Source organism: Mesorhizobium loti R88b (assembly GCF_013170845.1).
GTDB classification, from domain to species: domain Bacteria; phylum Pseudomonadota; class Alphaproteobacteria; order Rhizobiales; family Rhizobiaceae; genus Mesorhizobium; species Mesorhizobium loti_B.
Genome location: NZ_CP033367.1, coordinates 2,973,975 through 3,000,538 on the forward strand (window position 1 = coordinate 2,973,975; position 26,564 = coordinate 3,000,538).

Here is a 26,564-nt window from a genome sequence, read left to right on the forward strand (position 1 = left end):
AAAATGACAAAGCGTTCCGACATCGATTTGCTGCGCAACCAGTCGACGCGTGGCCAAAATGGCGACATCTGGAATGTCGCGGTGGATGAATATGCGCAAGGGTTCCTCAAGCGTCGCGACCTCCTGAAATACGCCGCACTCCTCGGTCTCACCGGCTTTGCCGCCTCGCAAGGCCTGTTCACATCAGGCGCACGCGCGGCAACCGCCGGCGGCACGGTCCGCGTCGGCCTCGGTCAGCCGACCAAGGCGATCGATCCCGTCACCATCACCGATCCGGCCAGCATCGGCGTGCTCAGCCAGGTCGGTGAATACCTGATCCTCGATGATCCCAAGGACGGGCTGCAGCCGAAGCTTGCATTGTCCTGGGAAGCCGACGAGACGGCCAAGCGCTGGACCTTCAAGCTGCGGCCGGGCGTCAAGTTCCACGATGGCCGCAGTGTCACCGCAAAGGATGTGGTGGCGAGCTTCGAACGGCTGGTCGATCCGGCCAGCGGCTCGTCGGCGCTGTCGGCCTACAAGGGCATCCTGTCCAAGGGCGGCGCCAAGGTTGTCGACGACGAGACGGTCGCCTTCGATCTCGACCAGTCGAACGGCAATTTCCCGTTCTATGTTTCCTCCGACGTCTACAATGCCGTCATCCTGCCGGCCGACTATGCCGGCGACTTCGAGAAGAATTTCAACGGCACCGGCCCGTTCAAACTGGACTCCTTCCGCCCCAAGCAAGGCGCCAGCTTCGTGCGCAATCCGGATTATTGGGGCGACAAAGCGCTGCCCGACCGCGTCGAGATCAAGTTCTTCGACGACGAGCAGGCGCAGGTGCTGGCGCTGCAGGCGGGCCAGCTCGACGTCATTCCCAGCACAACGCGCCTGGAACTGGCGATCGAAGGCAATCCGAACTTCAAGCTGCTCAGCGTGCAGGCGAGCTCGCATGACCCGGCGCATCTGCGCACCGACCAGGCGCCGTTCACCGACAAGCGCGTTCGCCGCGCGCTGGCGCTGACCATCGACCGCGAGGCCGTGGTCAAGGGTCTGCTCAAGGACCGTGCCGTCGTCGGCAACGACACGCCGTTCGCCCCGATCTTCCCCTCGGCCGATCCGTCGGTGCCGCAGCGCAAGCAGGACATTGCCGAGGCCAAGCGCCTGCTGGGCGAAGCCGGCGTGCCCAATGGCTTCGAGGTGACGCTGACCACCGAGCGCGCCTATGACATTCCCGACTATGCCGTGATCATCCAGAACTTCGCCAAGAAGGCCGGCATCGACATCAAGCTCAACGTGCTGCCGCAGGATGCCTATTACGGCTCGGCGACATTCGGCAGCTCGCCGTGGCTCGATTCCAATCTCGGCATCACCGATTTCGGCCATCGCGGCACGCCCGACATCTTCCTCAACGCGACGCTGAAGAGCTCGGGCGCCTGGAACGCGGCGCATTTCAACAACCCGGACTATGATGCGCTGCTGCTCGACTACGGCAAGGCGCGCGACCTGCAGGCGCAGCGGGTTGCCGCCGGCAAGATCCAGAACCTGCTGCTCGACGAGACGCCGCTGATCATCAGCTATTTCTCGCAGTACAGCCGTATCGTCTCCTCGAAGGTCGAAGGCGTGCGCTTCACCGCGATCTCGCACCTGCTGCTCGACAAAGTGTCGTTCGTTTGAGCGGCATCGCCTCGATCGCGATCGTCCGGCCCGTGGCGGCACGCGCAGGCTCGCTGCTGCTCACGCTGTGGCTCGTCAGCGCACTGGTCTTCCTCGCCGGGCAGGTGCTGCCCGGCGATGTCGGCCGTGTCATGCTCGGCCCGTTCGCCGATGCGCAGTCGGTCGCTGAGCTCAATCACAAGCTCGGCACCGACCAGCCAATTCTTCTGCAATACTGGCACTGGTTCAGCCGGGCGATCACAGGGGATTTCGGCGACTCGCTGTCGATGCGCGCGCCGGTGGTGCCGTTCGTCCTGCAAGGCATCCGCAATTCCGCGGCACTCGCCGGCGTCGTGCTGCTGTTCCTGGTGCCGATCGGCATCGGCGCCGGTGTTGCCGCCGGCTTGCGGGCCGGCAGTCTCATCGACAAGCTGATCGTACTGACCGGCGTCTCGCTGTCGATCGTGCCCGACTTCGTCTCGGGCCTGTTGCTGCTGATGGTCTTCGGCCTTTGGCTGGCCTGGTTTCCGATCACCGGTGCGGCGCCGGATGGGGCCGGCTTCTGGACGAGCAGCTACTATCTCATCCTGCCGGCGCTGCCGCTGGTGCTGAACCTGATCGGCTATGTCGCGCGCATGACCAGGGCAGGGGTGATCGAGGCGCGCGCGGCCGACTATACGCGCACCGCGATCCTCAAGGGCTTGAGCCCGTCCCAGGTTCTGTTCAAGCATGTGCTGCGCAACGCGCTGGTGCCGACGGTGGCGGTCATCGCCACGCAGAGTGGCTTCCTGCTTGGCGGGCTGGTGGTGATCGAGGCGCTGTTCGGCATCCAGGGCCTCGGCAATCTGGTGCTGAGTGCCGCCAAGGCACGCGACTTCCCGATGCTGGAGGCCGGCGTGCTGGTGATGGCAACGATTTTCGTGTCGACAGCGGCGATCGGCGACTTCCTGCAGGCACTGCTCGATCCGCGCCAGCGACGGCGGAGTGCGCCATGACCGATCTAGCCCAGTCTCCGATGCGCAGCGACATCAGGCTCTCCTGGATCGGCAGATTGCGCGGCTCCTTGCCTGACGTGGCGCGGTCGACCGTGATCGGTTCAACGGTGCTGCTGTTCTGGGTCGCCTGCGCGGTGTTTGGCTCGCAGTTCTTGCCGTTCGATCCCTATGCCGAGGATTTCCTGTCGATGATGACGCCGCCCGACGCGGTGCACTGGTTCGGCACCGACCAGCTCGGCCGCGACGTGCTTTCGCGCATCATCGTCGGCTCGCGCGACATCCTGCTGGTGGCGCCGTTGGCGACGCTGGCCGGTGTTACAGCCGGCAGCATCATCGGCCTGGTGCTCGGCACCTTTGACGGCCTGGTCGACGCCATCGGCGCGCGTCTGCTCGATGCGGTGATGTCGCTGCCCTTCATCGTGCTGGTGACGATGGCGCTGGTGGCGATCGGCCCGTCCAACCTCACCGTCATCGCGGTGATCGGCCTTGCCTATGCGCCCCTGGTGGCGCGCACCGTGCGTACCGCCGCGCGCGAACAGCGCGAGCGCGACTATATCAGCGCCGCGCGACTGGCCGGCGAAGGACGGCTGGCGATCATGTTCCTCGAAATCCTGCCCAATGTGCGCGAGACCATCCTGATCGAGCTCATCACCCGGCTCGGCTATGCCTTCTTCTCGATCGCGACGCTGAGCTTCCTCGGCCTTGGCATCCAGCCGCCATCGGCCGACTGGGGACTGGCGATCGCCGACGGCTATGGCTTCCTCACCGGCGGCAAATGGTGGGTGGTGGTGTTCAATTCCGCCGCGATCATCTCGCTGGTGATGGCCACCAACCTCATCGCGCAAGGCATCGGCGCGTTCGAGAACAGCGACAAATAGGCCGCAGTCAGTCGAAAAGTTTAATCGGCGCAGTCTCGCAATGGTGCCGGCGCGCAGGCAGGGACGCCGCTCGGCATCGCGTCATGCGCCGGCCTCGCTGCAGGGCTGACTCTTTTCCCAATGCTCAAACGTCTTAGCTACAGTGAAGCAATGGAGCAGGTCGATGAGCCTCAAGGACAAGAAAGTCGTGGTCACCGGTGGCAGCCGGGGGCTTGGTCTCGGATTGGTGGAGGCGCTGGTCGAACAGGGCGCCAGCGTGACTGTCGTTGCGCGCGGCGCGGAGGCGCTGGAGGCGGTTGGGGTTCGGCTCGGGGTCGCCACCATTGCCGCTGATGTCAGGGACGAAGATGCAGCTTATCGCATTCTGGGCGAGGTCCGCCCTGATATCGTCGTGCTCAACGCCGGTGCCACGCCCCGGATGGGGCGGCTGGACCAGTTGAAGTGGGAGGATTTCTCCGTTTCCTGGGAAACCGACGTCAAGGCCGGGCTCTACTGGCTGCAGGCGGCGCTGAACCTGCCGCTGAAGCCGGGCAGCCGGGTGCTGGTCGGGTCGAGCGGTGCGGCCGTCACCGGGTCGCAGATGTCGGGCGGTTATGGCGGCTCCAAGCGTATGCTTTGGTTCATGGCCAAATATGCCAATGGCGTGGCGCAGGAGAAAAATCTCGGCATCCGCTTCCAGGCGATCCTGCCGCGACAGATTATCTTGGGAACGGGGATCGGGGATGTGGCGGCCGGCGCCTATGCAGGCTCAATGGGCATCACGCCGGAAGAATTCATCACCCGCTTCGGCGCGCCGATGCCACCCCGCGCATTCGGCGACAGGGTGGTTTCCGTGCTGGAGGACCCGCAATATGCCGAGGGCGTCGTCTTCGGTCTTAACGGCGATGCAGGGGTGACGATCATGGAGGGTGCTGCGGCTTGAGAAAGGGAAAACCTGCCGTGGAGCGCGACCGACAGGAGGGCCTGCTTGCCCTTGCCGCTGCGCTGCGGCCGGAGCTGCACCGCTATTGCGCGCGGCTGATGGGCTCTGTCATCGATGGCGAGGATGTCGTGCAGGATACGTTTGCCCGGGCCTTCGTCGCGCTGGACGAACTGTCCGAGGTGCCGCAGCTCAGGCCCTGGCTGTTTCGCATCGCCCACAACCGCGCGCTGGATCTGTTGCGCAGCCGCGCGATCCGTGTCGCCGAGCCCATCGAGGCGGCCCTTGAAATTGCCGACGAGACCGAGGCCGATCCGGTGGAGACGCTGATGCGCAGGGAGGCGATCGAAACCGCTGTGTCGCGCTTCGCTGAGCTTCCGGTGTTGCAGCGCAGCGCCGTCATCCTGAAAGACGTGCTCGACGAGCCGCTGGCCGAGATCGCCGCTTTGCTTGGCATTTCCGTCGATGCGGTGAAGGCGCATCTGGCGCGCGGCCGCGCCCGGCTTCGGCAGATCAACGCCCAGGAGAGTTCGCTTCCCGATGCGCGCATCGCTTCCGCCGCCGTGGTTCGTTACGTCAGCCTGTTCAACCAGCGCGACTGGGACGGCCTGCGCGCGCTGCTTGCCGATGATGTGAGACTTCAGCAGTCCATGCATCCGCCGCGCTCGGGGGCCGCCGATGTCGGTACGTTCTTCACGATCTATGCCAAGAGCGAGGGCCTGTGGCTCCGGCCGGCCTGGGTCGAGGGCCGCGAGGTGATCGCGGTGTTCGAAAGCCGGGCGGCGGCGAAGCCAACTCACTTCATGTGGCTGGAGTGGCGGGACGGGCGGATCAGCTTCATCCGCGACTATCGCTATGTCGGCTATGTCGCCGATGATGCGGGGCTGGTGCTGGCAGGTGACATCCAGGTCCTGCGGGCGCGGGACTAAGGCCTGATTTCCTTCAGCGCCGCCGGCAACACATTAAGCCAATTGCCATAAAGCCGTTTTAAAGGTTCCCTCGACTTAGTCCTAACCGAGCAGGCCCTCAATCGTGGCCGCCACGGCTTCCGGGGCATAGGGCTTGGGTAGGAAGACACCGCCGCTTGGCATCGCGTCCGCCGCCGGCTGGCGCTTGCCCGAGGTGATGATGATCTTGATCGGCGGCCAGCGATCGCGCACGGCTGCGGACAGGCGCAATCCGTCCATGGAGCCCGGCATATCGATGTCGGTGAACAGGATGACGATGTCCAGACGTGTCTCCAGAATACGGATCGCCTGGTCGGCATTGCTGGCCTCCAGCACGTTGTAGCCCGCCTCGCGCAATTCGTCGGCGATGGCGAACAGCAGAAAGGCTTCGTCTTCGACGACAAGGACGGTGGCGAGGCTCTGATTGTTCATGGCACGCCCTATGTAGTCAGTACGGTGCTGTCGGCAATTGGGGTGCCGGTGCGTTCAACAAACACTCAACGCCGTCGGGGCGGTAATCGATCCGCACCGTTCCGCCGAAATCGGTGCCAAGCACGCGTTCGATCAGGAAGCGGCCGAAGCCGCGCCGGGTCGGCGGGCTGACCGGCGGGCCGCCGCTCTCGCGCCAGCGCCAGGTCAGCCGCTTTTCGCCGGGCGCCTCGGCCGATGGCTGCAACGACCATTCGATCGACACTTTGCCTTCCGGTGTCGACAGCGCGCCGTATTTCAGCGCGTTGGTGGCGAGCTCATTGACGGCCAGCGCCAGCGTCAGCGCCATCTTCGGGTTGATCGGCAGCGCCGGCCCGGAAATCGAGATCTGCTCGAGCGGGAAGGTGGCGATGGTGTTGTCGACCACCTCGCGGATCGAAGCGCTGGTCCAGCGCGTCTTGTTGAGGATGTCGTGGGCGTTGGCGAGCGCGCGCAGACGCTCGTTGAAGGTGGCGCTGGCGGTGGCGATGTCGGTGTTGCGCAGCGTCTGCGAAGCGATGGCCGCGACCATCGCCAGGATGTTCTTGATGCGGTGTTCGAGCTCGTGGGTGAGCAGTTCCTGCCGTGCCTGCGCCTCGCGCCGGTCGGTGACATCCTGCATGACGCCGAACATCTTGACCGGCTTGCCGGTCTCGTCATGGACGAAGTCGATGTGGCGCGACAGCCAGCGCAATTCGCCGGTGTCGGGCCGCCGGATGCGGTATTCCACGGCAGGCACAGCGGTGCCTTGCGCACGCGTTTGCGGGTTGGAGCGGATGTCCTTGTCGTCGGGAATGACGATGTTTTCCAGGACGGAGATGTGCACGCTTTCGCGCGGCGACAGGCCCCAGAGACCCCAAAAGCCTTCGGAGCCGACCACGATTCCACTGGCGATGTCGAGTTCGAGGGCGGCGATGCCGGCCGCATTTTGCGACAGCTGCAAGCGGCGCTCGCTCTGCAGCAGGGCCTGTGCCGCCTGCTTCTGGTCGTCGATATCGGTGTTGGTGCCGATCCAGCGCAGGATGGCGCCGTCGCTGTCGCGGATCGGAACCGCACGCGCGATGAACCAGCGATAGACACCGTCATGCCGGCGCAGGCGGAACTCGGTCTCGTAGAATGTGCCGGCGGCCAGCACCTCTTGCCATTTTCCCACGGCCGCATCGATGTCGTCGGGGTGCACGATCGCGCCCCATGCCTGACCGTCGAGCTCGCCAGGTTTCGCACCGGAGTAATCGTAGACGCGCGGGTTGAACCAGTCGAGCAGCCCCTCCGGTGTCGCCGTCCAGACGTGGTTCGGCATCGCCTCGGCGAAGGTGCGGAACTGCATCTCGCTTTGCCGCAGCGCCTGTTCGGCGATCAGCCGGTCGGTGACGTCGATGCCTTGCACGAAGATGCCGATCACCTCGCCTGAGGGATTGCGCACCGGCTGATAGACGAGGTCGATGAAGCGGTCTTCGGTGGCGGCGCCGGGCGTGCGCTGCAACTTCGCCTTCAAGGCGTAGCCGATGAACGCCTCGCCGGAGGTGAACACCTGATCGAGCAGTTCGAAGAAGCCCTGGCCTTCGACCTCGGGCAAGGCCTGGCGGACGGGCAGGCCGATCACATCGCGGTGGCCGACCAGCTGCATGTAGGCGGCATTGGTCAGCTCGAACACATGTTGAGGGCCGGACAGCATGGCCATGAAGCCTGGCGCCTGTTCGAACATCTGTCGCTGGCGGTCGCGTTCACTTGTGCGCCAGCGCTCGGCGGCGACCTTGGCGGTGGTTTCGATGACGATGGCGATGACGCCGGCCGGTTCGCCGCTTTCGTCGAGCACCGGCGAATAGTCGAGATCGAGCCAGACCTTTTCGGGTTTGCCGGTCCGATTGAGCGTCAGCATCTGCTCACGATAGGCAAGCGTGCCGCCGCCCAGGCACACCTTCATGATGTTGTCGTTGAAGTCGGCCACTTCAGGCCAGCCTTCGCGGACCTTGGAGCCCAGCAATTGCGGATGGCGGCCGCCGGCGAATTCCGAATAGCCGTCATTGTAGATCATGACGCCGTCCTGCCCCCACAGCATGACGATCGGCACATTCGAGCGCAGGATCAGCGACACCGCCGTCTTCAAGCTCTGCGGCCAGTCCTCGATCGGCCCGATCGAGGTCGAGGCCCAGTCGAACGTGGCGATCAGGCAGCCGAGCTCGCCGCCGCCCGACAGGAATGCAAGGTGACGGTTGTCTGCGGTCATGGTGCTGGTTTGCGGCATGCAGTCTCGCGGATCGGTCGGCATCTGTTCGGGAGTCGATTGGTGCTGGCTAACATGTCAGCTTTGGGTCGCGTGCGATTCATGTCGACCCGCCCGGTATCGCGGGCGTGGCTGTGTGCGATGACAGATTGCCGTGTTGCCGGCTTGTTGACGATACGGTGACCAAGCATTGCTCCCCCGAGCGCCTCAACACCGGACAAGCCATTCGGTTCCCGGCGCCTGCCGATTTTCCTTCGGCGCGGTTGTCGGATTGTGAGAGTGTAAGTCGGCTATTCGATCGAATTTCTTTGCAAACCGTTAATGCGGCCATGCTGTAATTCAGCAATCGCTAAATTAAGTGATCGACCAGGGGTGAGCATGACCAAGAATCTCGGCAATGCACGCTACGTGCCGCCACAGGACACGAAAACCTCCTTCTTCAGCAAGGCAGCACCCGCGCTGTTCCCGCTGGTCGTGGCGGCGCTGGGCTACATGATCGGACGGCAGTTCTTCGGCATATAGGTGCTCGGCGCGTAGGCTTGACGGCCACTTGCCTTGAAGAGCCTCACGCGCCTGTCCGGCGTCTACGGCTTCTTCCATCACTCCGGCCCGCCAATCCAGTCGACCAGCAGGGCGACGATGCCAAAGACTGCACCGATGGCGCAGACCGCTGGCCAGCCGCCCCAGGTCCATGCGATGCCGGCCAGCAATGAGCCGATGGCGCCGCCGATGAAGAAGATACCGACGAACAGGCCGTTGAGGCGGCCGCGTGCCTCGGGCCGAAGCAAGTTGACAGCACGGCGGCCGAGCGTCTGGTCGCCGGTGACGCCGATGTCGAGCAGCACGGCGCTTAAGCCCATCAGCACCAGCGGTTGCCAAGTCGCTCCGGACTGGAAGGAGCCGGCCCAGGCGGCGAGCGCCATGGCGCCGATCAGCACGAGATGGCAGAAGATGGTGGCGGTTCGCGTCCAGCCATGGTCGCCGGCGCGGCCGAACAGCGGCGTGACCACGGCGCCGCCGGCGCCGACCAGCGCGAACAGCGCAATGCCGCGCTGGCCAAGGCTGAAAGGCGGCTCCGCGAGGCGCAGGGCCACCGCTGTCCAGAACAGGCTGAATGCCGCCATCACCAGCGCCGCCGTCAGCGCGCGACGCCGCAACACTGGCTCGTCGCGCAGCAGGCCGAACAGCGAGGCAATCAGCGCGCCATAAGACGATTTCGCCTCCGGCCGCCGCTGCGGCAAGGTGAAGGCGAGAACGCAGGCGAGCAGGATGAGGGCGGCATCACTGAGGCCATAAAAGACACGCCAGCCCCAGGCGTCGGCGATGAAGCTGGCCAAGGGCCGCGCCAGCAGGATGCCGATCATCAGCCCGCTCATCACATCGCCAATGACGCGGCCGGCCTCGCCGGGCGGCGCCATCGAAGCGGCGATCGGCACCAGGATCTGGATCGCCGAACAGGCAGCACCCAGGATGAACAGGACGATCAGCAGCGAGGCGATGGTGGGCGCGAGGGTGGCGACGCTGGCCGCAAGGGCGGCTGTCAGCAGCATGCCCAGGATCAGGGCGCGGTTTTCAGTGAGGTCGGCCATCGGCACCAGGAAGAACAGGCCGGCGGCGTAGCCGAGCAGCGTGGACATGGCGACCAGGCCGACGCTCGTGGCACCGGCGCCGAGCGACGGGCCGATCAATCCGACCAGCGTCTGCGGCGCGAACAGATTGGTGACGATGATGCCGGTGGAGGCGGCAAAAAGCAGCGTTTGCGGGCCGGTGATGGTTGTAGCTGGCAGCCGTTCGCACAACTGGCCGTCGTTGATATCGGGCATGAAGTCCTCAAGAAGTTGCATATTGTGCAGGGACTTTATGCCAAAGCTTTATCATGCTACAATTCAATCAATTCAATAATGATTATGCGGGGTACGCATGAACATCCATGATCTCGAAGCCTTCATCGCCGTGGTGGAAACCGGCTCGATCGTCGGTGCCTCGGCCAGGCTCAACCTCACCCAGCCGGGCGTCACGCGTCGTATCCAGAACCTCGAGGATGGGCTGGCGACAGCACTTCTCGACCGCCAGTCGAAGCCATTGAAGCCGACGGCTTCGGGGCGCGAGGCCTATGAGCATGGAAGGCGCGTGCTTCGCTCGCTGGAGGATTTGAAGGCCGGCGTGTCGCCGCAAGGCGAGGTCAAGGGCGAGTTCCGTCTGGGCATCATGCCCTATCTCTCCGATGCAGCACTGGCGCAGCCGCTCGACAACCTGCGCGCCACCTTTCCGCGGCTGACGCTGCGCATTACCTCGGGCTGGTCGCCAAGGCTGGTCGAGCAAGTGGCGCGCAGCGAGCTCGACGCGGTGGCGGTGTGCCTAGCCGAAGGCCTGGCGCCACCGGACGAACTGGTCTGTGACGATCTCGGCGCGCAATCGGTGCTGCTGGTGGCATCGCCCGGCCTTGGCGTGCCGAAGCAAGCCGACCTCGCATCGCTGTCGCGCTTTGCCTGGGTGATGAACGAAAACGGCTGCGGCTTCCGCGCCTTCATCCGCCAAAGTTTCGAGGCGGCAAGGCTGCCGTTCCAGGTGGGCGTTGAGGCGCTCAGCGTCGACCTCAGAATGTCGCTGGTGGCGCGCGGCCATGGCATCGGGATCGTGACGCCGGGCGCCTTCGCCGACAGCCGTTGGCGCGACGCGGTGGAGGTCATCGACTGCCCCGATTTCAAGCCGCAAGTCCGCGCCTGGCTGCTGCACCGCCCGCCGGCCGGAAGGCTCAGCCGCCCGATCGCGCTGTTCCGCGACGCGCTGATCGATGGGCTGAAGGTGCCGATGCCGCTGGTGTCGTAGGCGGGGCGAGCAGGCGGTAATGCCGCAGCCTTCAAGAGGCTGAAACTCCTTGTGCGCTTGCCTGGGATCACTGACATTACCGCGGGGTTTTGGAGCATCCTATGCGGACGGCGGCAGGGCAGGACTTTCTCGAATTTTGCGCGGCGACAAGCGACGTCAGCAAGGTCATCGAATGCTTCATCGACGCGATCGGCGTTTTCGGCTTCACGGCCAGTGCTGGAGGCGCCTGGGCGGGCGCCGGCGGCTCGCGGTCCTATCGCTTCTATTTCAACGATTGGCCAAAGGACTGGTTCGAGTCCTACATGGCGAAAGGGTACATGGAGATCGACCCCATGATCCTGGAGGCGCGCCGTCGCATGACGCCGTTCCTGTGGACCGAAATGGGGGATGCACGGACCTTTACCGTCGAGGGTGCGGCGGTCATTGCCGCCGGCAAGGCCTATGGCTGGGGCGAGGTCATGGGCATACCGATCCATGGGCCTTCCAGCTACCAGGGACTGGTCTCGGTCGCCGCCCTGAAGCCGGTGACGATGAATGCGGTGGAGAGAGCCATGATACGCTCCATGGCGCTCGCCGTGCACGACAAGGCCTATGAAGCGGTGGGGTTCGGTTTCAGCAACCGCTCGCCGATCCTGCTGACGCCCAGGGAGGCGGATTGCATGCGCTGGGTCGCAGCGGGCAAGACCGATGCGGAAATCGCCATCATCCTGGGCATCGCCTCGGCGACGGTCCATTACCATATCGAGAACGTGAAAAAGAAGGCCGGCACGCGCAGCCGCAGCGAAGCGGTGGCGTTGCTGGTGCTGGCCGGAACCGTCTAGAGCAATTCCAGGAAAAGTGTGAAACGGTTTTCCCGGGAAAAGCGCGTAGCGCTTTCCCTTGGGAATTGCGTCAAAACAAAGAGTTAGACACGCTTCAAGCCTTTTCCCTTTTCCAGCGTACGATCTGTCGCGGGCGAGCGTGGCCGCTCGCGCCATGCAGTCCTCCTCCGCTTTTCAGCTAGGATGCGCTGGCATTCGAACTGCCTTAGTCATTCCCGCATCAGCACATGAATCGCAGAGATGCCTGCGTTGGCGGGAAGCGGGGCGGTCGTCGATGGACGAAAGCAGGACTGTTTTTGTCTGTCGCAGTGCGGCGGCGGGAGGCTGGCCATGGGCGCCAGCTGGACCGCGAGCCGCCGGCATCTCCAGCGATGTCAGCACCCGGGCCATGCTCCAGGAGCCGTGCGTCACCAACCCTGCACTGGGGGATCCAGTGTTTTTGTCGGGAGCCTTGCAATGAAAATCTTCTATGCCGTGATGATAGCCGCGGTCGCGCTTGTGAGTTCAAACGAGGCGTTCGCCCGCTACACCACCACGCAAGGTCCTTGCGCGGTGGATGCCAATCGCTTCTGCGGCGGCGGCGTGCTGACGACGGGCGCCGCGCCCAAGTGCCTGGCCGACCACAAGGACCAGCTGTCGGCATCGTGCAAGGCGCGCCTGTTCAAGCACAAGAAGAAGTAACCGGCAGGCCGGCCGCGATAGCGGAATGTGCGCCTTCAGGTGGGGCCATGCGGCTGCTTCATGGACGGTTCGTCTGGTCTCGATACCACCAGTCAGGCGCATGTGGCGCCGATCCCCGGGCGGGGGATCGGCGCTCTCTTGTTGACGCGGTGCCTCAACAGACGCAACATCAAATTGGGACGGGGGTTTCAGCATGACATCGCATTTGACCGGGTTGCGCCGCTGCGCTTTTGCCCTTGCGGGCATCGCGGCGATTGGACTGTTCGTCACGTCAGCCATTGCCCAATCTGCGCCGGCGCCGGTCGGCGTCTGGTACAGCGATGCGGGCGAGACGATGGTTATCGGGCAGACCTGCCAGATCGAGGCCAACGGCACGGTTGGCGCGATCGGACAATGCAGCTGGGATCCATCGTCCAATGGCGGCATCCTGGCCATCATGAACGTCAACGCCTACCAGCCGGCGCCGGTCTATTTCAATATCGTCTGGATCGATGATTCCAGCTTCTCGATTTCCGGCGATGTTTTTCATCGCAGGGGATGACGTTCCGTTGACATCCGTCTCGCCGTTCCAACACCATTAGCGGATGCAATTGACCTGGTCTGAAATTGTCGTCTCCTTTCGCGACAGGCGTTTGGCTAATGCAAACGACCCGTTTGCCTCAGCATTTGCCGGCATCGAAGAGCTCGCGTCTTTCATCGCGGCCGGACCTTTGAACTCGGTTCTGTTCGGATGGACGTCGATGTTCGACCTGTGCATTCAGCAGACCGCCGTCGAGCCCCGTTCCGGACCTCATCTACGGGTCCGTCCGCTGGATTCCGGACAAATCGAATTCCGCTATGTCGACACCCTCATAACTGCGAAGCAGTGGCACAGGGAGGTGGCGCCGGATGCCGTTATGGAGCGGTTTATGCGCTTCATGGATCAACTCGGATGGGCGCGATCTTGAAGAAGACGGAATCGAGAATGGCACCACCGCGCAAGGCGCCGATGGCGCTGACCGAGGCGCTGGTGGCGCGCACCATGCGGGTGGTCGAGGATACCGGGCCGACGCCGGGCATGGTCTATATGACCGACGCCGACTATGCGCGGTTTCGCGACGAGATCCTGGCCTCAGCGCCGCCCGGGCCGCTGAAACTGTTCGCCTATGGCTCGCTGCTGTGGAAGCCGGCCGGCGAGGTGAGGGGTGGCGAGAGGGCGGTGGCGCGGGGTTGGCACCGGTCGTTCTGCTTCACGGTGCAGCGCTTTCGCGGCACGCTGGAGCAGCCTGGGCTCATGATGGCGCTCGACCGCGGCGGCCAATGCCAGGGTATGGTGTTCGAGATCGCCGAGCCGGTTGGCGAAAATCTGGAAGCGCTGCTGCGCCGTGAGATGACTATACTGCCCGCCGTCAACGTGCCGCGCTGGCTGCAGGTGAGGACCGAAGGCGCAGTGAGCCGGGCGCTCGGCTTCGTCGTAGACCCCGCCAATCCGCGCTATGCCGGCAAGCTCGACAAGCCAGCGGTCGCGGCGACGCTCGCCAGGGCCGTCGGCCATTGGGGCTCAGGCGCGCAATATCTGTTCGAGACGATCCGCCATCTCGACGCCTGCGGCATCCGCGACCGTAATCTTTGGCAATTGCAGGAACTGGTGGCGCAGGAGATCGGGCGGGCTCATGCCGCCGGCTAGCCTTAGCTGGCATTTCAGGTGTTGCGCGACTCAGAAAATTTCTAAGCCTTTCCAGCAGCTTATGCGTAAGTGCGGTGAAATCGCTTGATGTGGCGGCACAGCGCCTCGGCGATCGAGGCGCACAGTTTGGAGCCTTTCCAAATCTTCCGCTTGACGAACATATATCCCTGCGGTTATACGTCAACCAATAGCCAACGGGTTATCGATCTGACATGCCAGACGCCCACGACATGCTCTTCAGGACGCTCTCAGACCCGACCAGGCGGGCGATCTTCGAACGGCTGTGTCGCCAGGGAGAGCAGACAGTGGGAGCGCTGACGAGCCAGTCGGGCGTCTCGCAGCCGGCGGTGTCGAAGCATCTCGGCCTGCTGAAGCAGGCCGGGCTGGTGCGCGACCGCCACGAAGGCCGCCAGACGCATTACAGCGCGCAGCTTGGCGCGCTGGCGCCGCTGATGGACTGGACACGGGAGATGGCGGGGTTTTGGGAGGCCCGCTTCGACGATCTCGAGGATTTACTCAAAAGGATGGACCAGTGAACGATACCCGCACTGTCGTCGTCGAGCGGCAGATTTCCCATCCGCCTGAAAAACTCTGGCGCGCGCTGACGCAACCGCATCTGATGCAGGAGTGGCTGATGAAGAATGATTTTGCACCTGTTGTCGGCCACCGCTTCAACATCAGCGCCGATTGGGGCGGCATGCTCGACTGCGAGGTGCTTGCTGTCGAGCCGAACAAGACGCTGTCCTACACCTGGGACCTCGCGCATCAGGATCCGGCCTTCGATCTCAGGAGCGTGGTGACCTTCACGCTGACCCCGACGCCTGAGGGAACGCATCTGCGCATGGAGCAATCCGGTTTCCGGCCCGAGCAGAGGCGGGCTTATGGCGGCGCCAAGATGGGATGGCCGCAATTCCTGGAGAAGCTGGAGCAGCTTCTCGACCGGACGGATTAGTCCGCCGGCCAGATTGAAAATCGCAGCTGGCGAAACAGGGCGGCCTGCCGCCAGCAAAAGCTATGGAGAAAGACGATGAAGATCAAACTGACCAGCATCCATGTCGACGACCAGGACAAGGCGCTTGCCTTCTACACCGATGTGCTCGGCCTGACCAAGAAGGCCGATTTCAGCAACGGGCCGTTCCGCTGGCTGACGGTTGCCTCGCCTGATGAGCCGGAGGGCACCGAATTGCAGCTGGCGCTCAACAACAATCCGGCGGCCAGGGCCTATCAGCAGGCGATGTTCGAGCAGGGCCAGCCGGCGGTGATGTTCTTCACCGACGACGTCAAGGGCGACCACCAGCGCATCACGGCCAATGGCGGCACCTTCACCATGGCGCCGACCGAGGTGACCGGCTCGACCATCGCCAAGCTCAACGATGGCTGCGGCAATCTCATCCAGATCACACAATTGGCGCGCTGGTAGCCACGCCTTTTTCACACGCATTTCACGGGAGGTCATCTTGGACTGGAGCAAATGGATCAGGCAGACGCATCGCTGGCTGTCGATCATCTTCACGGCAACCGTCGTCGCCAATTTCGCCACCATGGCGTTCGGGCAGCCGCCTGCCTGGGTGGTCTATTCGCCACTGCCGCCACTTTTCCTGCTATTGTTCAGCGGCCTTTACATGTTCGTATTGCCCTACGTCGCGAAGAAGGAAACAGCATGACGACCACCGGATCGCAGGAGAGCAAGTCTCCCTCGGAGCTGATCGACGGCAGGATTAGGGAACTCGGCGACTGGCGCGGCGAGATGCTGGGACGGCTGCGCGCGCTCATTCATCAAGCCGATCCCGACGTGGTCGAGACCTGGAAATGGCGCGGCGTGCCGGTGTGGGAACATGACGGCATGATCTGCACCGGCGAAACCTACAAGAGCGTCGTCAAGCTGACCTTCGCCAAGGGGGCGGCACTGCCCGATCCCTCGAAGCTGTTCAACTCCAGCCTCGAAGGCAATACGCGGCGGGCGATTGATTTCCAGCAAGATGCTGAGATCGATGAGGCGGCGCTGAAGGCGCTGGTGCGCGCTGCCATCGCCTTGAACACCTCGAAGGCCAAACGCTAGGCGCTGCCAGCCTCGCCATCCAGCCTCGCCATAAAGACGGCCGCGTTTACGATCTGGGAAGCTTGATGGTGCTAGATATCGCCGGATGATGGCTGGCCGGGTTGGCCGGTCCCGGATGGATTCGCCATGAAAAACCCGATGCGCATGCCGTGGGTGGACACGGCCAAAGGTCTCTCGATCATCCTCGTGGTCATGATGTACTCGGCCTACAACACCGGCGAGTACACGGGCGGGGTGGGCTTTCTCCACTATGTCATCGGCTTCGCGACACCGTTCCGCATGCCGGAATTCTTCCTGATCTCGGGCCTGTTCCTGTCGCAGGTGATCGACCGGCCGTGGCGGCGCTATATCGACCGGCGCGTCGTCCACTATCTCTATTTCTACGTGCTGTGGGCGATCATCTCGATCGGGCTGAAGATCGGCATCTTCAGCCGGGATCCCGGCGGCATGCTGCACGATCTCGCAATGGCCGTCGTCCAGCCCTATGGCGTGCTGTGGTTCATCTACATGCTGGCGGTGTTCGGCCTTGTCGCCAAGCTTTTGCGGCAGTTCCGCGTGCCCGCCTGGATCGTCATTGCGCCAGCCGCCGCGCTGCAGATGTGGGCGCCGCATCCCGACAGCTACGCGCTTGAACAATTCGCGGCCTATTTCGTGTTCTTCTATCTCGGCTTCGTGCTGGCGCCGCTGATTTTCCGGCTGGTCGAATGGACGCAACCCCGCCCGGCGGTGGCCGTCGCTGGTCTGGCTCTGTGGGCTGTCGTCAACGGCCTGCTCGTCTATTCGCCGGGTTATGCCATGCACCCGGTCGGCATGCAGATGGGCCTGGCGGCCTGGCCGCCGCTGCATCTCACCTTGGCCGTCGCAGGCGCGGTGGCGCTGTGCGTGCTTGGCGGCTTCCTGTCGCAATTCGCCGCGATGGAATGGCTGCGCTGGCTCGGCGAACATTCGCTGGTCGTCTATGTCGCCTTCACCATCCCGATGTCGCTGTTTCGTGGTGCAGCACTTGCAAGCGGCCTGCTGACCGACACCGGCTTGCTCAGCCTGGCGGTGCTGCTCGTCTCGATCATGAGCCCTGTCGTGCTCTACCTCATCATCCAACGCGTGGGCTTCGGCATGTTCCTGTTCGAACGGCCGGTCTGGGCGCATGTCGACAACAGCGCGCCGCAACCAGCGCCGAAATCGGCGCTGCCTGCCACTGCCGCTCAATCCAGCCGGACATAGTCGAGCCCGAAAGGGCGGCCGACCTCAGCCGTCGCGCAGCCACACCAGCATCTCGCCGGGCTCGCGATTGTCCCAGGCGAAATAGGGGATGGCGGTCAGGCGCGTCTCGACGCTGGCCGGTGGCTCACGCCGATAGAGCCCGTCCTGCCAGCCGTCGCCGGCATCGGCCCATGCCGTGGCTGAAAGCGTCACCACGCCGCCCAGCAGTCCGGGCGCCTCATGCGCTTCTATGCCTGCCGTACGCGGCAGTGTCAGGCGATGCAGCCGGCTGTCATTGTCCGATGCCTCGACGCAATAGATCAGCGGCCCGCGCGACAGCGCGACGCGGCCGGCATCCTGCCTGACCTCTGGATTGGCGTAGAGCCGCTCGATCGGCATTTCGAGGTCGAGCCGGACGCGATCGCCCTTTTGCCAGACGCGCCGGATCGCGGCATAGCCGTCGCTGGTCACGTCGTCGAGGTCGATCGCTTCACCGTTGATTTCCAGCTTGGCACCGGAACTCCAGCCCGGCACGCGCAGATGCAGCGTGAAGTCCACCGGCGCCTGCGGTTCGACCGTGATCTCGACGGCGCCTTCCCAGGGATAGCGGCTCGCCTGGGTGAGGCTGACCGCAACGCCGCCAATGTCGAAGCGGGCGGTGGAGTCGCCGTAGAGGTGGACGGCGAGCGCATCGTCCGCCAGGCTGTAGAAATAGCTGCCGATCGAGGCGACCATGCGCCCGACATTGGGCGGGCAGCAAGGGCAGCGGTGCCATTTCCATCTGTTGTGCCGGCCCCGGCTTTCCAAGGGGTTTTCATAGAAGAACAGCGAGCCGTCGAGCGACAGGCCGGAGATCGAGCCATTGTAGAGCGCACGCTCCATCATGTCGGCATAGCGGGCGTTCGGCCCCATGCCGAGCATGCGGCTCGCCCAGAACACCAGGCCGACGGCGGCGCAAGTCTCCGCATAGGCGCTCTCATTGGGCAAGTCGTAGTCGCTGGTGAAGCCCTCATTGTGCGCCGACGGCCCGAGCCCGCCGGTGATGTAGAGGTTTTTGGTTGTGAGATCGTCCCACAGCCGGTCGAGCGCCACGCGCAGCGTGTCGTCGCCATATTCGGTGGCGATGTCGGCCATGCCCGAATAGAGATACATCGCCCTGACCGCATGGCCGACGACCTTGTCCTGCTCGCGCACCGGTCTGTGCGACTGATTGTATTCGTAAGTCTTGAAATGATAGGCCTTGGGATCGGCGCCACGGGCGCGTGCTTCCTCGTCGAAGAAATGCGGTTGTTGGCCGCGCTGGTCGATGAAGTACTTCGCCAACTCCATGTATTTCGTCACGCCGGTCACGCGCGCCAGCTTGACCAGCGCCAGCTCGATCTCCTCATGGCCGCAATAGCCCTTCTTCTTGCCGGGCTCGGGCCCCAGCACCGAGGCGATGTGGTCGGCATAGCGGCACATGATGTCGAGCAGCTTGCGCTTGCCCGTCGCCTGATAGTAGGCGACCGCCCCTTCGATCAGGTGGCCGGCGCAATAGAGCTCGTGGCAGTCGCGCAGATTGGTCCAGCGCTTGCCCGGCTGGATGCGCTGGTACCAGCTGGAGAGATAGCCGTCCTCCTGCTGCAGTTTGCCGTACATGTCGATGACGGCGTCGATCTTCTTCTCCAACTCGGGGTTCTTGCGCCGGTAGAGCGAATAGGCCGCGGTCTCGATCGTCTTGCCGAGATCGGAATCCCAGAACATCTGCGTCGTCACCGTCGAGCCGGTGAATTCGGCGCCTTGGCGGTTGGCTTCATCGGGCGAGGGCGAGTGGAAGGGAATGACGACACCGGGCGAGGGGCGGTCGGGATCGATCTGCTCCAGCATGCGTGCCTCGACGCAGCGCTCATAGAGGATGTCGGCGGTGCGAGCGGCGACCGCGTCGGCGCGGTCGCCCCAGAAGCCGTGCACGTCGACCTGCGGCACCGGCAGCGGCCGGAAGGCGAGCTTTGGGTTTCCGGTTTTGGGCGATGCGGTCATGAACTCACTCCATTCGATCTGTTATTTGACGGCCCCGGCCATCAGGCCGCGGATGTAGAAGCGCTGCAAAGCGAGGAACAGGATCAGGCAGGGCACCATCATCACGGTGACACCCGCCTGCACGGCGCCCCAGTCGATGGCGCCGAAGCGGCCCGACTGAAGTGCTGTCATCATCACCGGCAGCGTGAATTTGGATTGGTCGGTCATCAGCACCAGGGCAGCGAGGAATTCGTTCCAGGCGCCGAGGAACGCAAACAGCGCGATGGTGACGACGCCCGGCCAGACCAGCGGCAGCATCACCTTCAAAAGCATGGTGACGTTGTTGGCGCCGTCCATGCGGGCGGCTTCCTCGATCTCGCGCGGCACCGCGTCGAAGGCGTTACGCATCATGAAGATCGAGAACGGCAATTGCAGCGTCACATAGACGCCGACCAGGCCGGTCAGCGTGTTGTGCAGGCCAAGCTTGGTCAGCACCAGGAAGATCGGCGTCAGGATCGACTGGAACGGGATCATGATCGTCGACAGGATGAGGACGAAGAACAGGTCCTTGAACGGAAACCGGAACCGCGAGAAGCCATAGCCGGCCAGCACGCTGACGATGACCGACAGGATGACGGTCATCACCGAGACATAGATGCTGTTTTGCGCCGAGGCCCACAGCCCGTCGCCGAAGGAGTTGAGCGTGGCATAGTTTTCGAGCGAGAACCCCGTGGTCGGCCATGGCGGCAGCGGCGGCAGGCGCGCTTCGGCCGCCGGCTTGAAGGCCGACAGCACCGTCCACACGATCGGCGCCACGAACAATATCGAGGCGATGATGCCGGTGGAGTGCCTGGCGAGGCGGGCGGCGAGCTTGCCTCTGGCTGATATCGCCTGCGCCATCAGTCGAGGCCCTCCGGCTTGCGCAGCAGCCAGAGCTGGACGAGACTGAGCGCCACCAGGATGACAAGCAGCACCATCGAGAGTGCCGCGCCATAGCCGAGCTTGAACGAGACGAAGGATTGGTTGAAGATCCAGTAGACCGCCGTCAGCGTCTGGTTGCGCGGGCCGCCGCGCAGGATGATGTAGAACTGGTCGAAGGCGAGGATCGAGCCGGCGACCGACAGGATCAGCGCCAGCGCCAGCGTGCGGCGCATCAGCGGCAAAGTGATTGCCCTGAACCTGGCGAACGGCCCGGCGCCGTCGATGACGGCGGCCTCCTGCAAATCTTGCGGGATCGATTGCAGGCCGGTCATCAGGATGATCATGGTGAAGCCGGCGACCTTCCACACCACCATGGCGATGATCGACCAGAAGGCCGGCTGGAAGGTCGCCAGAAGGTTGAACTTCTTGTCAATCAGGCCAAGCTCGTAGGCGGCTGGGCTGAACAGGCCGGAATCGACATTCAACAGCCACGACCAGAGCAGGCTCGCCGATGCGAAGCCGACCACCGCCGGCATGAAGAAGAAGGTGCGGTAAAGGTTGGCCAGCGGACGCGGTTTTTCGATGAAGATCGCCAGGGGAAAGGCGACGGCGAAGATCGCGATGGTGACGATCACCGTGTAGTAGCCGGTGAATTTGAGCGCGTTCCAGAACCTGGTGTCGCGCAGGATGGCGACGTAATTGTCGAAGCCGATATAGAAGTGATCGCCCATCAGCGGCCAGTTGTGCAGCGACATCCACGCCGTCATGCCGAGCGGGATGACGAAGAACACCATCACCAGCGCGACGGCTGGCGCGACGTAGAGCAGGCCGATCCACTGCCGCCGCCCGGCGCCGACGAGTTTTTTGGCGCGAGGCGGGGCGGTGGTGGTTGCGATGGTGGTCATGGTTTGCGTGCTCTTGCGTCGGATCCAGTTGGCCGCCCTACCTCCCCCTTGTGGGGAGGTCGGACCGCAGGTCCGGGTGGGGGACTGGCGCTGACCCCCACCCCGCTGCTTCGCAGCGACCCTCCCCACAAGGGGGAGGGTAAGGAATACGCCGGCCACCCGCCCAGGGAGACAGGCGGATGGCCGGCAGGCGGCCGCTATTTCTGCGGCGCCTGGTCGATGATCGACTGCATGGTCTCCTGCGCGTTGGCGATGGCGCCATCGACATCGTCGCCGAAGAAGACCTCGTTGATCATCTGCGTCCACGGACCGTTGGCGGAGTTGATCAGATCGTTGAACACCACCGAATAGGGCGTCTTGCCCTTGGCCATGGCCTCGGCGGCGATCTGGTAGCGCGGGTCGAGGTCCTTCAGCGCGTCCTTGGCGATGTCGCCGCGCACCGGCAGGCTGCCATATTTGGCGAGGATCGTCTGGCCTTCGAGCGAATAGGCGAAATCGAGAAATTCCTTCACCACGGCGAGCTTCTTGGTGCCCTTGGTGACGACGAAATTGTCGCCGCCGGCAAAGGACGACCAGCCGCCATCCTTGCCCGGCAGGAAAGTGACGCCATAGTCGACATTGGGATACTGGGTGTTGAGCGCACCGATGGCGAAGGCGCCGGATGGCGAGATGCCGATGTTGCCGGCGGCAAACGCGGCGAAGAAGTTGGCGCCGGTGTCGGTTTGCGCGCCTGCCGGCACCAGATCCTTCTTGACCATCGAGCGGTAGAGATCGATGGCGCCGCGCAGTTGCGGGCTGTCCAGCGTCGCCTTCGAGCCGTCCGCGCTCAGGATATCGCCGCCCGAGGCCCAGATCAGCGGCGTGAAGGTGAAGATGTTGCAGCCGCCGCAATTGCCGGAGAAGTAGAAGCCCTTGATGTTGCCGCCGAGCGCGTTGACCTTTTCGGCGTCGGCGGCGATCTCGGCCCAGTTGGTGGGGCCTTTTTCAGGGTCGAGGCCGGCCTGCTTGAACAGCTTCTTGTTCCAGATCAGCACCGAGGCGTCGGCCGAGAAGGGCAGGCCGTAAATGTGGTCCTTGTAGGTGCCGGTCTTCACATGCGCCGGCGACAGGCTGGCGAAATAGGGCAGGGACTTGGCCCAGTCGGTGATGTCCTCCAACTGGCCGGAGGCGGCGAAGGACGGCGTGTAGATCAGGTCGAGCGACAGCGCGTCGGGCGCCGTGCCGCCGGCTGCGGCGGCGCCATATTTCGGGATGATCTCGGCATTGGGGATGATGTCGAGCTTGATCTGGTCCTTGTGCACCTTGTTGTAGGCGTCGACGATCTTCGGCATGAAGTTCGAGCCGTCGGCGCGCACCCAGATGTTGGCGGTGTCGGCGGCGGCAGCGCCGAGACCGCTGCCCAGCACGGCAGCGGTCAGGGCCAGTTTGGGGGCCAGTTTGGCAATCAGGTTCCTCATATTCTCCTCCTCCAGGGTTGGCCGCTGTGCGCGGCTTGGCGCCGATCACGCGGCGCTTTCGTTTCAGCCATCCAGCGGATGGCCGCAGGAATGCCGCACCACCAGCCGGCACGGCAGTTTTCGAATGCCCGGCGCGGCGGGCTGGCCACCGACCAGTGAAAGCAGGGTCAGGCCTGCCTCGCGCCCGAGGGCGACCAGGTTCATGTCGACCGAAGTCAGCGGCGGGCGCGTCGCTTCGGCGACAATCTCCCAATTGTCGAAGCCGATGACGCCGACATCGCTAGGCACGCTCAAGCCCCGTTCGCGCAACGCATCGATGACGCCGCGCGCGATCTGGTCGTTGCCGCAGAAGACGGCGTCCGGCCTTTCGCTTTTGCCGTCGAAAAGGATCGTCACCGCCTCATGGCCCCAGGCTTCCGACCAGGAGCCGAGCAGCGGTTCGGTGACCGGCAGGCCGTTTTCGGCGAGCACGTCGCGATAGGCCTGGGCGCGGGCATGCACCACGGCAAAGCTCGCCGGTCCGCTGACATGGGCGATGCGCCGCCGGCCAAGCCGGCAGAAATGCTCGACCGCCAGCCGCGCGCCGCCGGCATCGTCGGAGACGAAGGCGACGGCGTCGGGATCGGGCTGGGTGAAGGCATAGATCACTGGGATGCGCAGATTGGCGAGATCGACCGGCAGATGGCGGTCGATGCGTTTTCCCGTGGCGATGATGCCGTCGACGCGCTTGTCGAGCATGGCCTCGACATGCAACTGGCCGAGGCGCGGATCCTCCTCGACATTGCACAGGAACACCGAGACGCCATTGTCGACCAGCGCGTCTGAAATGCCCGACATCAGCGGCAGCGAGAAGCGGCCATAGGTGTCGTTGGTGAGCAGGCCTACGGTGAAGGAGCGGCGCCTGAGCAGGCTCTGCGCCAGGCTGTTCGGCCGGAAGCCCAGGCTGCGCGCCGTCTCGCGGATGCGCTCGCGGGTCTCGGCGGTCATGCGCCCCTGGTCGTTGAGCGCCTTCGAGGCGGTGGCGACGCTGACGCCGGCCTGCGCCGCCACGTCACGCAAGGTGACGGGCTTGGGGAAAACCGAAACAGGCTGATCGTCCGATGCCATCGCGCCGAGAATCCTGGGTTGAGAAAAGGTTTTCTCACATAGGCCGGAATAAGGCCCGGCCAATGGCCGAGCCCGGTCGAAACTGTTTGGAAAAACCTTTTCTCAACTCAAGGCTAGGCCAGATCAGGGGGACGTTCAAGGGGAAAAATGGTCTTGATCGAGCAAACGCGGCTGGGTTCGAATTTGCGGCAGGTCGAAGCCGGTGCGAAAGGCCGCGTGCTGCGGCCTAAAGACTAGACGCCCTCGAGGCGTTGGATCGTCGCTTCGATCCATGCGGTGACCGCAGCGATGCGAGCGAGGTGGCGAAGATCGGGATGCGTCAGCAGCCACAATTCGCGCGCGGGGAATGGATGGGCGTCCTCCGGCATGCGCGCAAGTCCCGCGATACGGTCGGCAACAATGCAGGGCAGCAGCGAGCGGCCAAGGCCTGCGAGGATCGCCTGCAGCAGCGGTTCGGCATCGTTGACGACGAGTTGGGCATAACCCTCCTTGCGGGCGACGCCGGCAATCCAGCGCGGCTGCGGCAGAGACGCCATGCCGTCCTCATAGGTCAGCCAGGGCAGATCCGTGATCTGCCGGGGCAAGTCGGGCGCCGACAGGTGGCTGGCGGCATAGGCGGCATAGGCGAGCGTGCCGATGCGCCGGGCGATGATCCGGCTGCCGGTTTCGGGTCCGGGCCGAGCGAGCCGCAGCGCGATGTCCGCCTCGCGGCGGGTCAGGCTTACATCATGGGGGTCGGCTACCAGTTCCAGCCGCAATCCTGGATGGCGCACGACAAGATCGGCCACAGCGGGGATCAGCACCCGGTTGATGAGGATGGGCACGGCGGTGACCCGCACGGTGCCGCTGATCTCGCTGTCGGCGCCCTTGACCGCGAGCGTCAGGCCACCGATCTCGGCCTCCACGGCTTCCGCACGGTCTGCCGCGATCTCGCCGGCCTGCGTCGGTCGCATCTCGCCCGCCTCAGCGCGCTCGAACAGCCGCGCGCCGAGCGTGCGTTCGATCGCCCGCAGGCGCCGTGCCACCGTCGTTGGATCAAGGCCGAGCCGGCGGCCGGCCGCGGCGAAGGAGCCGTCGCGCTTCAGTGCCAGGACATAGCGCAGGTCATTCCAGTCAATGTCGTGCATTTTCGCAGCTCTATCAGGTGATCTTTCAGCATGAAGCTGCGAGAATGCTGCGTTAAAGTTGCTCTGTCCATCACTGGAGAGACGCCGTGATCCGTGCCGAAGACCTCGCCCCTGAATTCCATCGCCGGCCCGCACAGAACTGTCCAGCCAACGGCACTGGCCGGATATGAGCATGGCCGATCTGTCGATCGCCGGTCATTCCGGCGGCGCGGTGCTGTTCCTGCTGGCTGCCGCCTTCATCGCCGGCTTCGCCCGCGGCTTTTCCGGTTTCGGCGCGGCGCTGATCTTCATGCCGCTGGCAAGCGCGGTTATCGGGCCGCAATCGTCAGCGCCGCTGCTGCTGATCATCGATGCGGTCGCCGCGCTCGGACTGCTGCCGCGTGGCTGGCTGCTGGCGGACCGGCCCAGCGTCGGCACGATGACGCTGGGCGCGCTGGTCGGCGTGCCGCTCGGCACCTATGCGCTGGCGCGGATGGATCCATTGACGCTGCGCTGGAGTATCGTGCTGTTGGTGGTGCTGCTGCTCGGCCTTTTGATGTCGGGCTGGCGTTACCATGGTCGTCCCGCCACGCCGCTGACGATCGGCGTCGGTGGGCTTGCCGGCTTCTTCTCCGGCGCCGCCCAGGTCGGCGGCCCGCCGGTGGTGGCCTATTGGCTTGGCGGGGGTGGCAATGGCGTGGTGGTGCGCGCCAACATCGTCCTCTATTTCGCCATATCGAGTGCGCTGACCGGGGCAAGCTATCTGGCGGGAGGATTGATCACCCGACCGGTTCTTGTCCTGGCGCTGGCGACGGGCCCGTTCTACGGGTTTGGCCTCTATCTCGGCTCGCTTGTGTTTGGCCAGACAAGTGAGCGCGGTTATCGCTGGGCCTGCTATGGCCTCATTGCCATGGCGTCGATCGTCAGCCTTCCCGTGCTGGATCCGATCCTGGGTCGGTGAGTGGCGCCTGCCGAAAAGCGATGCCGCAACGATGCTCACAGCATTTTTCAACGTGCCGACAGAACCCGCTTTGCGTTTAACTTTTCCGCAAGCATTTGCCCGTTAGGTCGACGGCAATGGCCTCGTGGCGGAGCGGCTACGCTGGAGACTGCAAATCTCTGAAGCCTCGGTTCGATCCCGAGGCGAGGCCTCCAAAAATACCATAGCGAAGAAGCTGCGCCGGGGTGCGTCAAACCCACCTGTTTGCATTTGGCATGCAGGACGCCCGCGAAAAGAGTGCTATGAAAGGGGGCTGGAGCTTGCTCGCTCCGGCTTTCCCCGACATTCGAGGTTATTTCGTGCGTGAACCGTCACTGCTGCCGGTCTTTGGAAAACTTGGAGTCAAGGCAAGGGGGGCTGTTCTGGCCGCACCGGCCTCTTCGGCAGGCATCGTGCCGCGCTTGCGGAAGCTCCTGACCGCGCATGGCGGCATGGTGCTCAAATTGTCGGTGATCGCGTGGACGATGCTGGTCCTGGGTGCGGTGTTTTTCATGATGCATGGTTGAGGTAAGTCAGCATGGCCAATCGCTACACACTGCGCATGGAGCTTCCCCAGAGCTGGACCATAGTCGATGTCTTCACCGGCCAGCCAGCGGTGGTCCGGCAAAAAGTCATGGTCGGCATGAGCCCGCGTGAGGCCGAGGATATGGTCGTGCAGATGAATGCGCGCGACGTCAGGCGCCGGGAGAGGGCGGAGCGCAAGGATTGAACGCTGCGGCTGTCAGCTCAAAGGGCGGGCCCGAGACCCCGC

At 64.1% G+C, this 26,564-nt stretch carries 30 protein-coding genes and 1 tRNA gene; 22 read left to right on the top strand and 9 right to left on the bottom strand.

Annotated features, from left to right (window positions below; genetic code table 11):
* Window positions 1-3 precede the first annotated feature (3 nt).
* From EB235_RS14380 to EB235_RS14400, 5 genes are all read left to right on the top strand, one after another.
* Window positions 4-1,653 carry an ABC transporter substrate-binding protein gene (locus EB235_RS14380; protein ID WP_027030328.1) on the top strand — a complete coding sequence of 550 codons (1,650 nt, stop codon included), beginning with the start codon at window positions 4-6 and terminating at the stop codon, window positions 1,651-1,653.
* Window positions 1,650-2,627 carry an ABC transporter permease gene (locus EB235_RS14385; protein WP_027030327.1) on the top strand — a complete coding sequence of 326 codons (978 nt, stop codon included), beginning with the start codon at window positions 1,650-1,652 and terminating at the stop codon, window positions 2,625-2,627. The genes EB235_RS14380 and EB235_RS14385 overlap by 4 nt, the downstream gene beginning before the upstream one ends.
* A complete protein-coding gene (locus EB235_RS14390; protein WP_080680793.1) occupies window positions 2,624-3,505 on the top strand; it encodes an ABC transporter permease in 882 nt (293 codons plus the stop codon). Before EB235_RS14385 ends, EB235_RS14390 begins: the two co-directional genes overlap by 4 nt.
* A gap of 163 nt (window positions 3,506-3,668) precedes the next feature.
* Window positions 3,669-4,427, top strand: coding sequence for an SDR family NAD(P)-dependent oxidoreductase (locus tag EB235_RS14395; protein WP_027030325.1), 759 nt, complete (start codon window positions 3,669-3,671; stop codon window positions 4,425-4,427).
* Complete coding sequence (locus EB235_RS14400) at window positions 4,424-5,353, top strand: sigma-70 family RNA polymerase sigma factor (protein WP_032925491.1); 930 nt, start codon at window positions 4,424-4,426, stop codon at window positions 5,351-5,353. The genes EB235_RS14395 and EB235_RS14400 overlap by 4 nt, the downstream gene beginning before the upstream one ends.
* 81 nt (window positions 5,354-5,434) lie before the next feature.
* On the opposite strand, the gene EB235_RS14405 is transcribed toward EB235_RS14400, so the two are convergent.
* Together EB235_RS14405 and EB235_RS14410 are read right to left on the bottom strand one after the other, a co-directional pair.
* Window positions 5,435-5,803, bottom strand: coding sequence for a response regulator (locus EB235_RS14405; RefSeq protein ID WP_027030323.1), 369 nt, complete (start codon window positions 5,801-5,803; stop codon window positions 5,435-5,437).
* A gap of 16 nt (window positions 5,804-5,819) precedes the next feature.
* A complete protein-coding gene (locus tag EB235_RS14410) occupies window positions 5,820-8,066 on the bottom strand; it encodes a PAS domain S-box protein (protein WP_208603626.1) in 2,247 nt (748 codons plus the stop codon).
* Window positions 8,067-8,441: 375 nt separating this feature from the next.
* On the opposite strand from EB235_RS14410, the gene EB235_RS14415 reads away from it, so the two are divergent.
* On the top strand, window positions 8,442-8,585 hold the full coding sequence (locus EB235_RS14415) for a hypothetical protein (protein ID WP_080680792.1): 144 nt from the start codon (window positions 8,442-8,444) through the stop codon (window positions 8,583-8,585).
* 77 nt (window positions 8,586-8,662) lie between these two features.
* Here the strand turns inward: EB235_RS14415 and EB235_RS14420 are convergent, their stop codons facing one another.
* On the bottom strand, window positions 8,663-9,886 hold the full coding sequence (locus EB235_RS14420; protein ID WP_032926403.1) for an MFS transporter: 1,224 nt from the start codon (window positions 9,884-9,886) through the stop codon (window positions 8,663-8,665).
* Window positions 9,887-9,983: 97 nt separating this feature from the next.
* Between EB235_RS14420 and EB235_RS14425 the strand changes: the two genes are divergently transcribed.
* The 12 genes from EB235_RS14425 to EB235_RS14480 all read left to right on the top strand — a co-directional run bounded on the left by EB235_RS14425 (window position 9,984) and on the right by EB235_RS14480 (window position 17,340).
* On the top strand, window positions 9,984-10,892 hold the full coding sequence (locus tag EB235_RS14425; protein ID WP_027030321.1) for a LysR family transcriptional regulator: 909 nt from the start codon (window positions 9,984-9,986) through the stop codon (window positions 10,890-10,892).
* A gap of 101 nt (window positions 10,893-10,993) precedes the next feature.
* On the top strand, window positions 10,994-11,713 hold the full coding sequence (locus tag EB235_RS14430) for a helix-turn-helix transcriptional regulator (protein WP_027030320.1): 720 nt from the start codon (window positions 10,994-10,996) through the stop codon (window positions 11,711-11,713).
* 456 nt (window positions 11,714-12,169) lie between these two features.
* A complete protein-coding gene (locus EB235_RS14435) occupies window positions 12,170-12,394 on the top strand; it encodes a hypothetical protein (protein WP_027030319.1) in 225 nt (74 codons plus the stop codon).
* Between the two features lie 193 nt (window positions 12,395-12,587).
* The gene (locus EB235_RS14440) at window positions 12,588-12,935 is read left to right on the top strand and encodes a hypothetical protein (protein ID WP_027030318.1); all 348 of its coding nucleotides are present in this window, start codon (window positions 12,588-12,590) and stop codon (window positions 12,933-12,935) included.
* 43 nt (window positions 12,936-12,978) lie between these two features.
* Complete coding sequence (locus tag EB235_RS14445) at window positions 12,979-13,341, top strand: hypothetical protein (protein ID WP_027030317.1); 363 nt, start codon at window positions 12,979-12,981, stop codon at window positions 13,339-13,341.
* 17 nt (window positions 13,342-13,358) lie between these two features.
* Window positions 13,359-14,060: a gamma-glutamylcyclotransferase gene (locus EB235_RS14450; RefSeq protein ID WP_027030316.1), complete on the top strand. Its 702-nt coding sequence runs from the start codon at window positions 13,359-13,361 to the stop codon at window positions 14,058-14,060.
* A gap of 212 nt (window positions 14,061-14,272) precedes the next feature.
* On the top strand, window positions 14,273-14,596 hold the full coding sequence (locus tag EB235_RS14455) for an ArsR/SmtB family transcription factor (RefSeq protein WP_027030315.1): 324 nt from the start codon (window positions 14,273-14,275) through the stop codon (window positions 14,594-14,596).
* Window positions 14,593-15,012, top strand: a complete 420-nt coding sequence (locus tag EB235_RS14460; RefSeq protein WP_027030314.1) for an SRPBCC family protein — start codon at window positions 14,593-14,595, stop codon at window positions 15,010-15,012. The genes EB235_RS14455 and EB235_RS14460 overlap by 4 nt, the downstream gene beginning before the upstream one ends.
* A gap of 75 nt (window positions 15,013-15,087) precedes the next feature.
* Window positions 15,088-15,480: a VOC family protein gene (locus tag EB235_RS14465; protein WP_027030313.1), complete on the top strand. Its 393-nt coding sequence runs from the start codon at window positions 15,088-15,090 to the stop codon at window positions 15,478-15,480.
* 37 nt (window positions 15,481-15,517) lie between these two features.
* Window positions 15,518-15,724: a hypothetical protein gene (locus tag EB235_RS14470; protein WP_027030312.1), complete on the top strand. Its 207-nt coding sequence runs from the start codon at window positions 15,518-15,520 to the stop codon at window positions 15,722-15,724.
* Window positions 15,721-16,119, top strand: coding sequence for a DUF1801 domain-containing protein (locus EB235_RS14475; protein WP_027030311.1), 399 nt, complete (start codon window positions 15,721-15,723; stop codon window positions 16,117-16,119). Before EB235_RS14470 ends, EB235_RS14475 begins: the two co-directional genes overlap by 4 nt.
* Before the next feature lie 126 nt (window positions 16,120-16,245).
* Window positions 16,246-17,340, top strand: a complete 1,095-nt coding sequence (locus tag EB235_RS14480; protein WP_027030310.1) for an acyltransferase family protein — start codon at window positions 16,246-16,248, stop codon at window positions 17,338-17,340.
* Between the two features lie 24 nt (window positions 17,341-17,364).
* On the opposite strand, the gene EB235_RS14485 is transcribed toward EB235_RS14480, so the two are convergent.
* The 6 genes from EB235_RS14485 to EB235_RS14510 form a co-directional block, all read right to left on the bottom strand.
* Window positions 17,365-19,338 carry a glycoside hydrolase family 127 protein gene (locus tag EB235_RS14485; RefSeq protein ID WP_027030309.1) on the bottom strand — a complete coding sequence of 658 codons (1,974 nt, stop codon included), beginning with the start codon at window positions 19,336-19,338 and terminating at the stop codon, window positions 17,365-17,367.
* Between the two features lie 21 nt (window positions 19,339-19,359).
* Window positions 19,360-20,217: a carbohydrate ABC transporter permease gene (locus tag EB235_RS14490; protein ID WP_027030308.1), complete on the bottom strand. Its 858-nt coding sequence runs from the start codon at window positions 20,215-20,217 to the stop codon at window positions 19,360-19,362.
* A complete protein-coding gene (locus EB235_RS14495; protein WP_027030307.1) occupies window positions 20,217-21,143 on the bottom strand; it encodes a carbohydrate ABC transporter permease in 927 nt (308 codons plus the stop codon). The genes EB235_RS14490 and EB235_RS14495 overlap by 1 nt, the downstream gene beginning before the upstream one ends.
* A 197-nt stretch (window positions 21,144-21,340) precedes the next feature.
* Window positions 21,341-22,600 (bottom strand): ABC transporter substrate-binding protein, encoded by a 1,260-nt coding sequence (locus EB235_RS14500; RefSeq protein WP_027030306.1) that lies wholly within the window; start codon window positions 22,598-22,600, stop codon window positions 21,341-21,343.
* A gap of 63 nt (window positions 22,601-22,663) precedes the next feature.
* Entirely contained in the window at window positions 22,664-23,707 is a 1,044-nt protein-coding gene (locus tag EB235_RS14505; RefSeq protein ID WP_027030305.1) for a LacI family DNA-binding transcriptional regulator, read from the bottom strand.
* Window positions 23,708-23,940: 233 nt separating this feature from the next.
* Window positions 23,941-24,834 (bottom strand): LysR family transcriptional regulator, encoded by an 894-nt coding sequence (locus tag EB235_RS14510; RefSeq protein ID WP_051429636.1) that lies wholly within the window; start codon window positions 24,832-24,834, stop codon window positions 23,941-23,943.
* Window positions 24,835-25,000: 166 nt separating this feature from the next.
* Between EB235_RS14510 and EB235_RS14515 the strand changes: the two genes are divergently transcribed.
* The 4 genes from EB235_RS14515 to EB235_RS14530 all read left to right on the top strand — a co-directional run bounded on the left by EB235_RS14515 (window position 25,001) and on the right by EB235_RS14530 (window position 26,522).
* The gene (locus EB235_RS14515; RefSeq protein ID WP_051429635.1) at window positions 25,001-25,774 is read left to right on the top strand and encodes a sulfite exporter TauE/SafE family protein; all 774 of its coding nucleotides are present in this window, start codon (window positions 25,001-25,003) and stop codon (window positions 25,772-25,774) included.
* A 118-nt stretch (window positions 25,775-25,892) separates the two neighbouring features.
* Window positions 25,893-25,968 (top strand) — tRNA-Cys (locus EB235_RS14520).
* A 30-nt stretch (window positions 25,969-25,998) separates the two neighbouring features.
* A complete protein-coding gene (locus EB235_RS34750) occupies window positions 25,999-26,319 on the top strand; it encodes a hypothetical protein (RefSeq protein WP_245268809.1) in 321 nt (106 codons plus the stop codon).
* A gap of 11 nt (window positions 26,320-26,330) precedes the next feature.
* Window positions 26,331-26,522, top strand: a complete 192-nt coding sequence (locus tag EB235_RS14530; RefSeq protein ID WP_027030302.1) for a hypothetical protein — start codon at window positions 26,331-26,333, stop codon at window positions 26,520-26,522.
* Window positions 26,523-26,564: the final 42 nt, after the last annotated feature.

What these genes read in the sequence shown, in the direction of transcription:
- EB235_RS14485 (WP_027030309.1), bottom strand. Translation starts at nt 19,338, where the DNA reads ATGACCGCATCGCCCAAAACCGGAAACCCAAAGCTCGCCTTCCGGCCG.
- EB235_RS14395 (WP_027030325.1), top strand. Translation starts at nt 3,669, where the DNA reads ATGAGCCTCAAGGACAAGAAAGTCGTGGTCACCGGTGGCAGCCGGGGG.
- EB235_RS14510 (WP_051429636.1), bottom strand. Translation starts at nt 24,834, where the DNA reads ATGCACGACATTGACTGGAATGACCTGCGCTATGTCCTGGCACTGAAG.
- EB235_RS14410 (WP_208603626.1), bottom strand. Translation starts at nt 8,066, where the DNA reads ATGACCGCAGACAACCGTCACCTTGCATTCCTGTCGGGCGGCGGCGAG.
- EB235_RS14475 (WP_027030311.1), top strand. Translation starts at nt 15,721, where the DNA reads ATGACGACCACCGGATCGCAGGAGAGCAAGTCTCCCTCGGAGCTGATC.
- EB235_RS14505 (WP_027030305.1), bottom strand. Translation starts at nt 23,707, where the DNA reads ATGGCATCGGACGATCAGCCTGTTTCGGTTTTCCCCAAGCCCGTCACC.
- EB235_RS14440 (WP_027030318.1), top strand. Translation starts at nt 12,588, where the DNA reads ATGACATCGCATTTGACCGGGTTGCGCCGCTGCGCTTTTGCCCTTGCG.
- EB235_RS14490 (WP_027030308.1), bottom strand. Translation starts at nt 20,217, where the DNA reads ATGGCGCAGGCGATATCAGCCAGAGGCAAGCTCGCCGCCCGCCTCGCC.
- EB235_RS14415 (WP_080680792.1), top strand. Translation starts at nt 8,442, where the DNA reads ATGACCAAGAATCTCGGCAATGCACGCTACGTGCCGCCACAGGACACG.
- EB235_RS14425 (WP_027030321.1), top strand. Translation starts at nt 9,984, where the DNA reads ATGAACATCCATGATCTCGAAGCCTTCATCGCCGTGGTGGAAACCGGC.
- EB235_RS14500 (WP_027030306.1), bottom strand. Translation starts at nt 22,600, where the DNA reads ATGAGGAACCTGATTGCCAAACTGGCCCCCAAACTGGCCCTGACCGCT.
- EB235_RS14515 (WP_051429635.1), top strand. Translation starts at nt 25,001, where the DNA reads ATGAGCATGGCCGATCTGTCGATCGCCGGTCATTCCGGCGGCGCGGTG.
- EB235_RS14420 (WP_032926403.1), bottom strand. Translation starts at nt 9,886, where the DNA reads ATGCCCGATATCAACGACGGCCAGTTGTGCGAACGGCTGCCAGCTACA.
- EB235_RS14390 (WP_080680793.1), top strand. Translation starts at nt 2,624, where the DNA reads ATGACCGATCTAGCCCAGTCTCCGATGCGCAGCGACATCAGGCTCTCC.
- EB235_RS14455 (WP_027030315.1), top strand. Translation starts at nt 14,273, where the DNA reads ATGCCAGACGCCCACGACATGCTCTTCAGGACGCTCTCAGACCCGACC.
- EB235_RS14435 (WP_027030319.1), top strand. Translation starts at nt 12,170, where the DNA reads ATGAAAATCTTCTATGCCGTGATGATAGCCGCGGTCGCGCTTGTGAGT.
- EB235_RS14380 (WP_027030328.1), top strand. Translation starts at nt 4, where the DNA reads ATGACAAAGCGTTCCGACATCGATTTGCTGCGCAACCAGTCGACGCGT.
- EB235_RS14480 (WP_027030310.1), top strand. Translation starts at nt 16,246, where the DNA reads ATGAAAAACCCGATGCGCATGCCGTGGGTGGACACGGCCAAAGGTCTC.
- EB235_RS14495 (WP_027030307.1), bottom strand. Translation starts at nt 21,143, where the DNA reads ATGACCACCATCGCAACCACCACCGCCCCGCCTCGCGCCAAAAAACTC.
- EB235_RS14430 (WP_027030320.1), top strand. Translation starts at nt 10,994, where the DNA reads ATGCGGACGGCGGCAGGGCAGGACTTTCTCGAATTTTGCGCGGCGACA.
- EB235_RS14465 (WP_027030313.1), top strand. Translation starts at nt 15,088, where the DNA reads ATGAAGATCAAACTGACCAGCATCCATGTCGACGACCAGGACAAGGCG.
- EB235_RS14450 (WP_027030316.1), top strand. Translation starts at nt 13,359, where the DNA reads ATGGCACCACCGCGCAAGGCGCCGATGGCGCTGACCGAGGCGCTGGTG.
- EB235_RS14445 (WP_027030317.1), top strand. Translation starts at nt 12,979, where the DNA reads ATGCAATTGACCTGGTCTGAAATTGTCGTCTCCTTTCGCGACAGGCGT.
- EB235_RS14530 (WP_027030302.1), top strand. Translation starts at nt 26,331, where the DNA reads ATGGCCAATCGCTACACACTGCGCATGGAGCTTCCCCAGAGCTGGACC.
- EB235_RS14405 (WP_027030323.1), bottom strand. Translation starts at nt 5,803, where the DNA reads ATGAACAATCAGAGCCTCGCCACCGTCCTTGTCGTCGAAGACGAAGCC.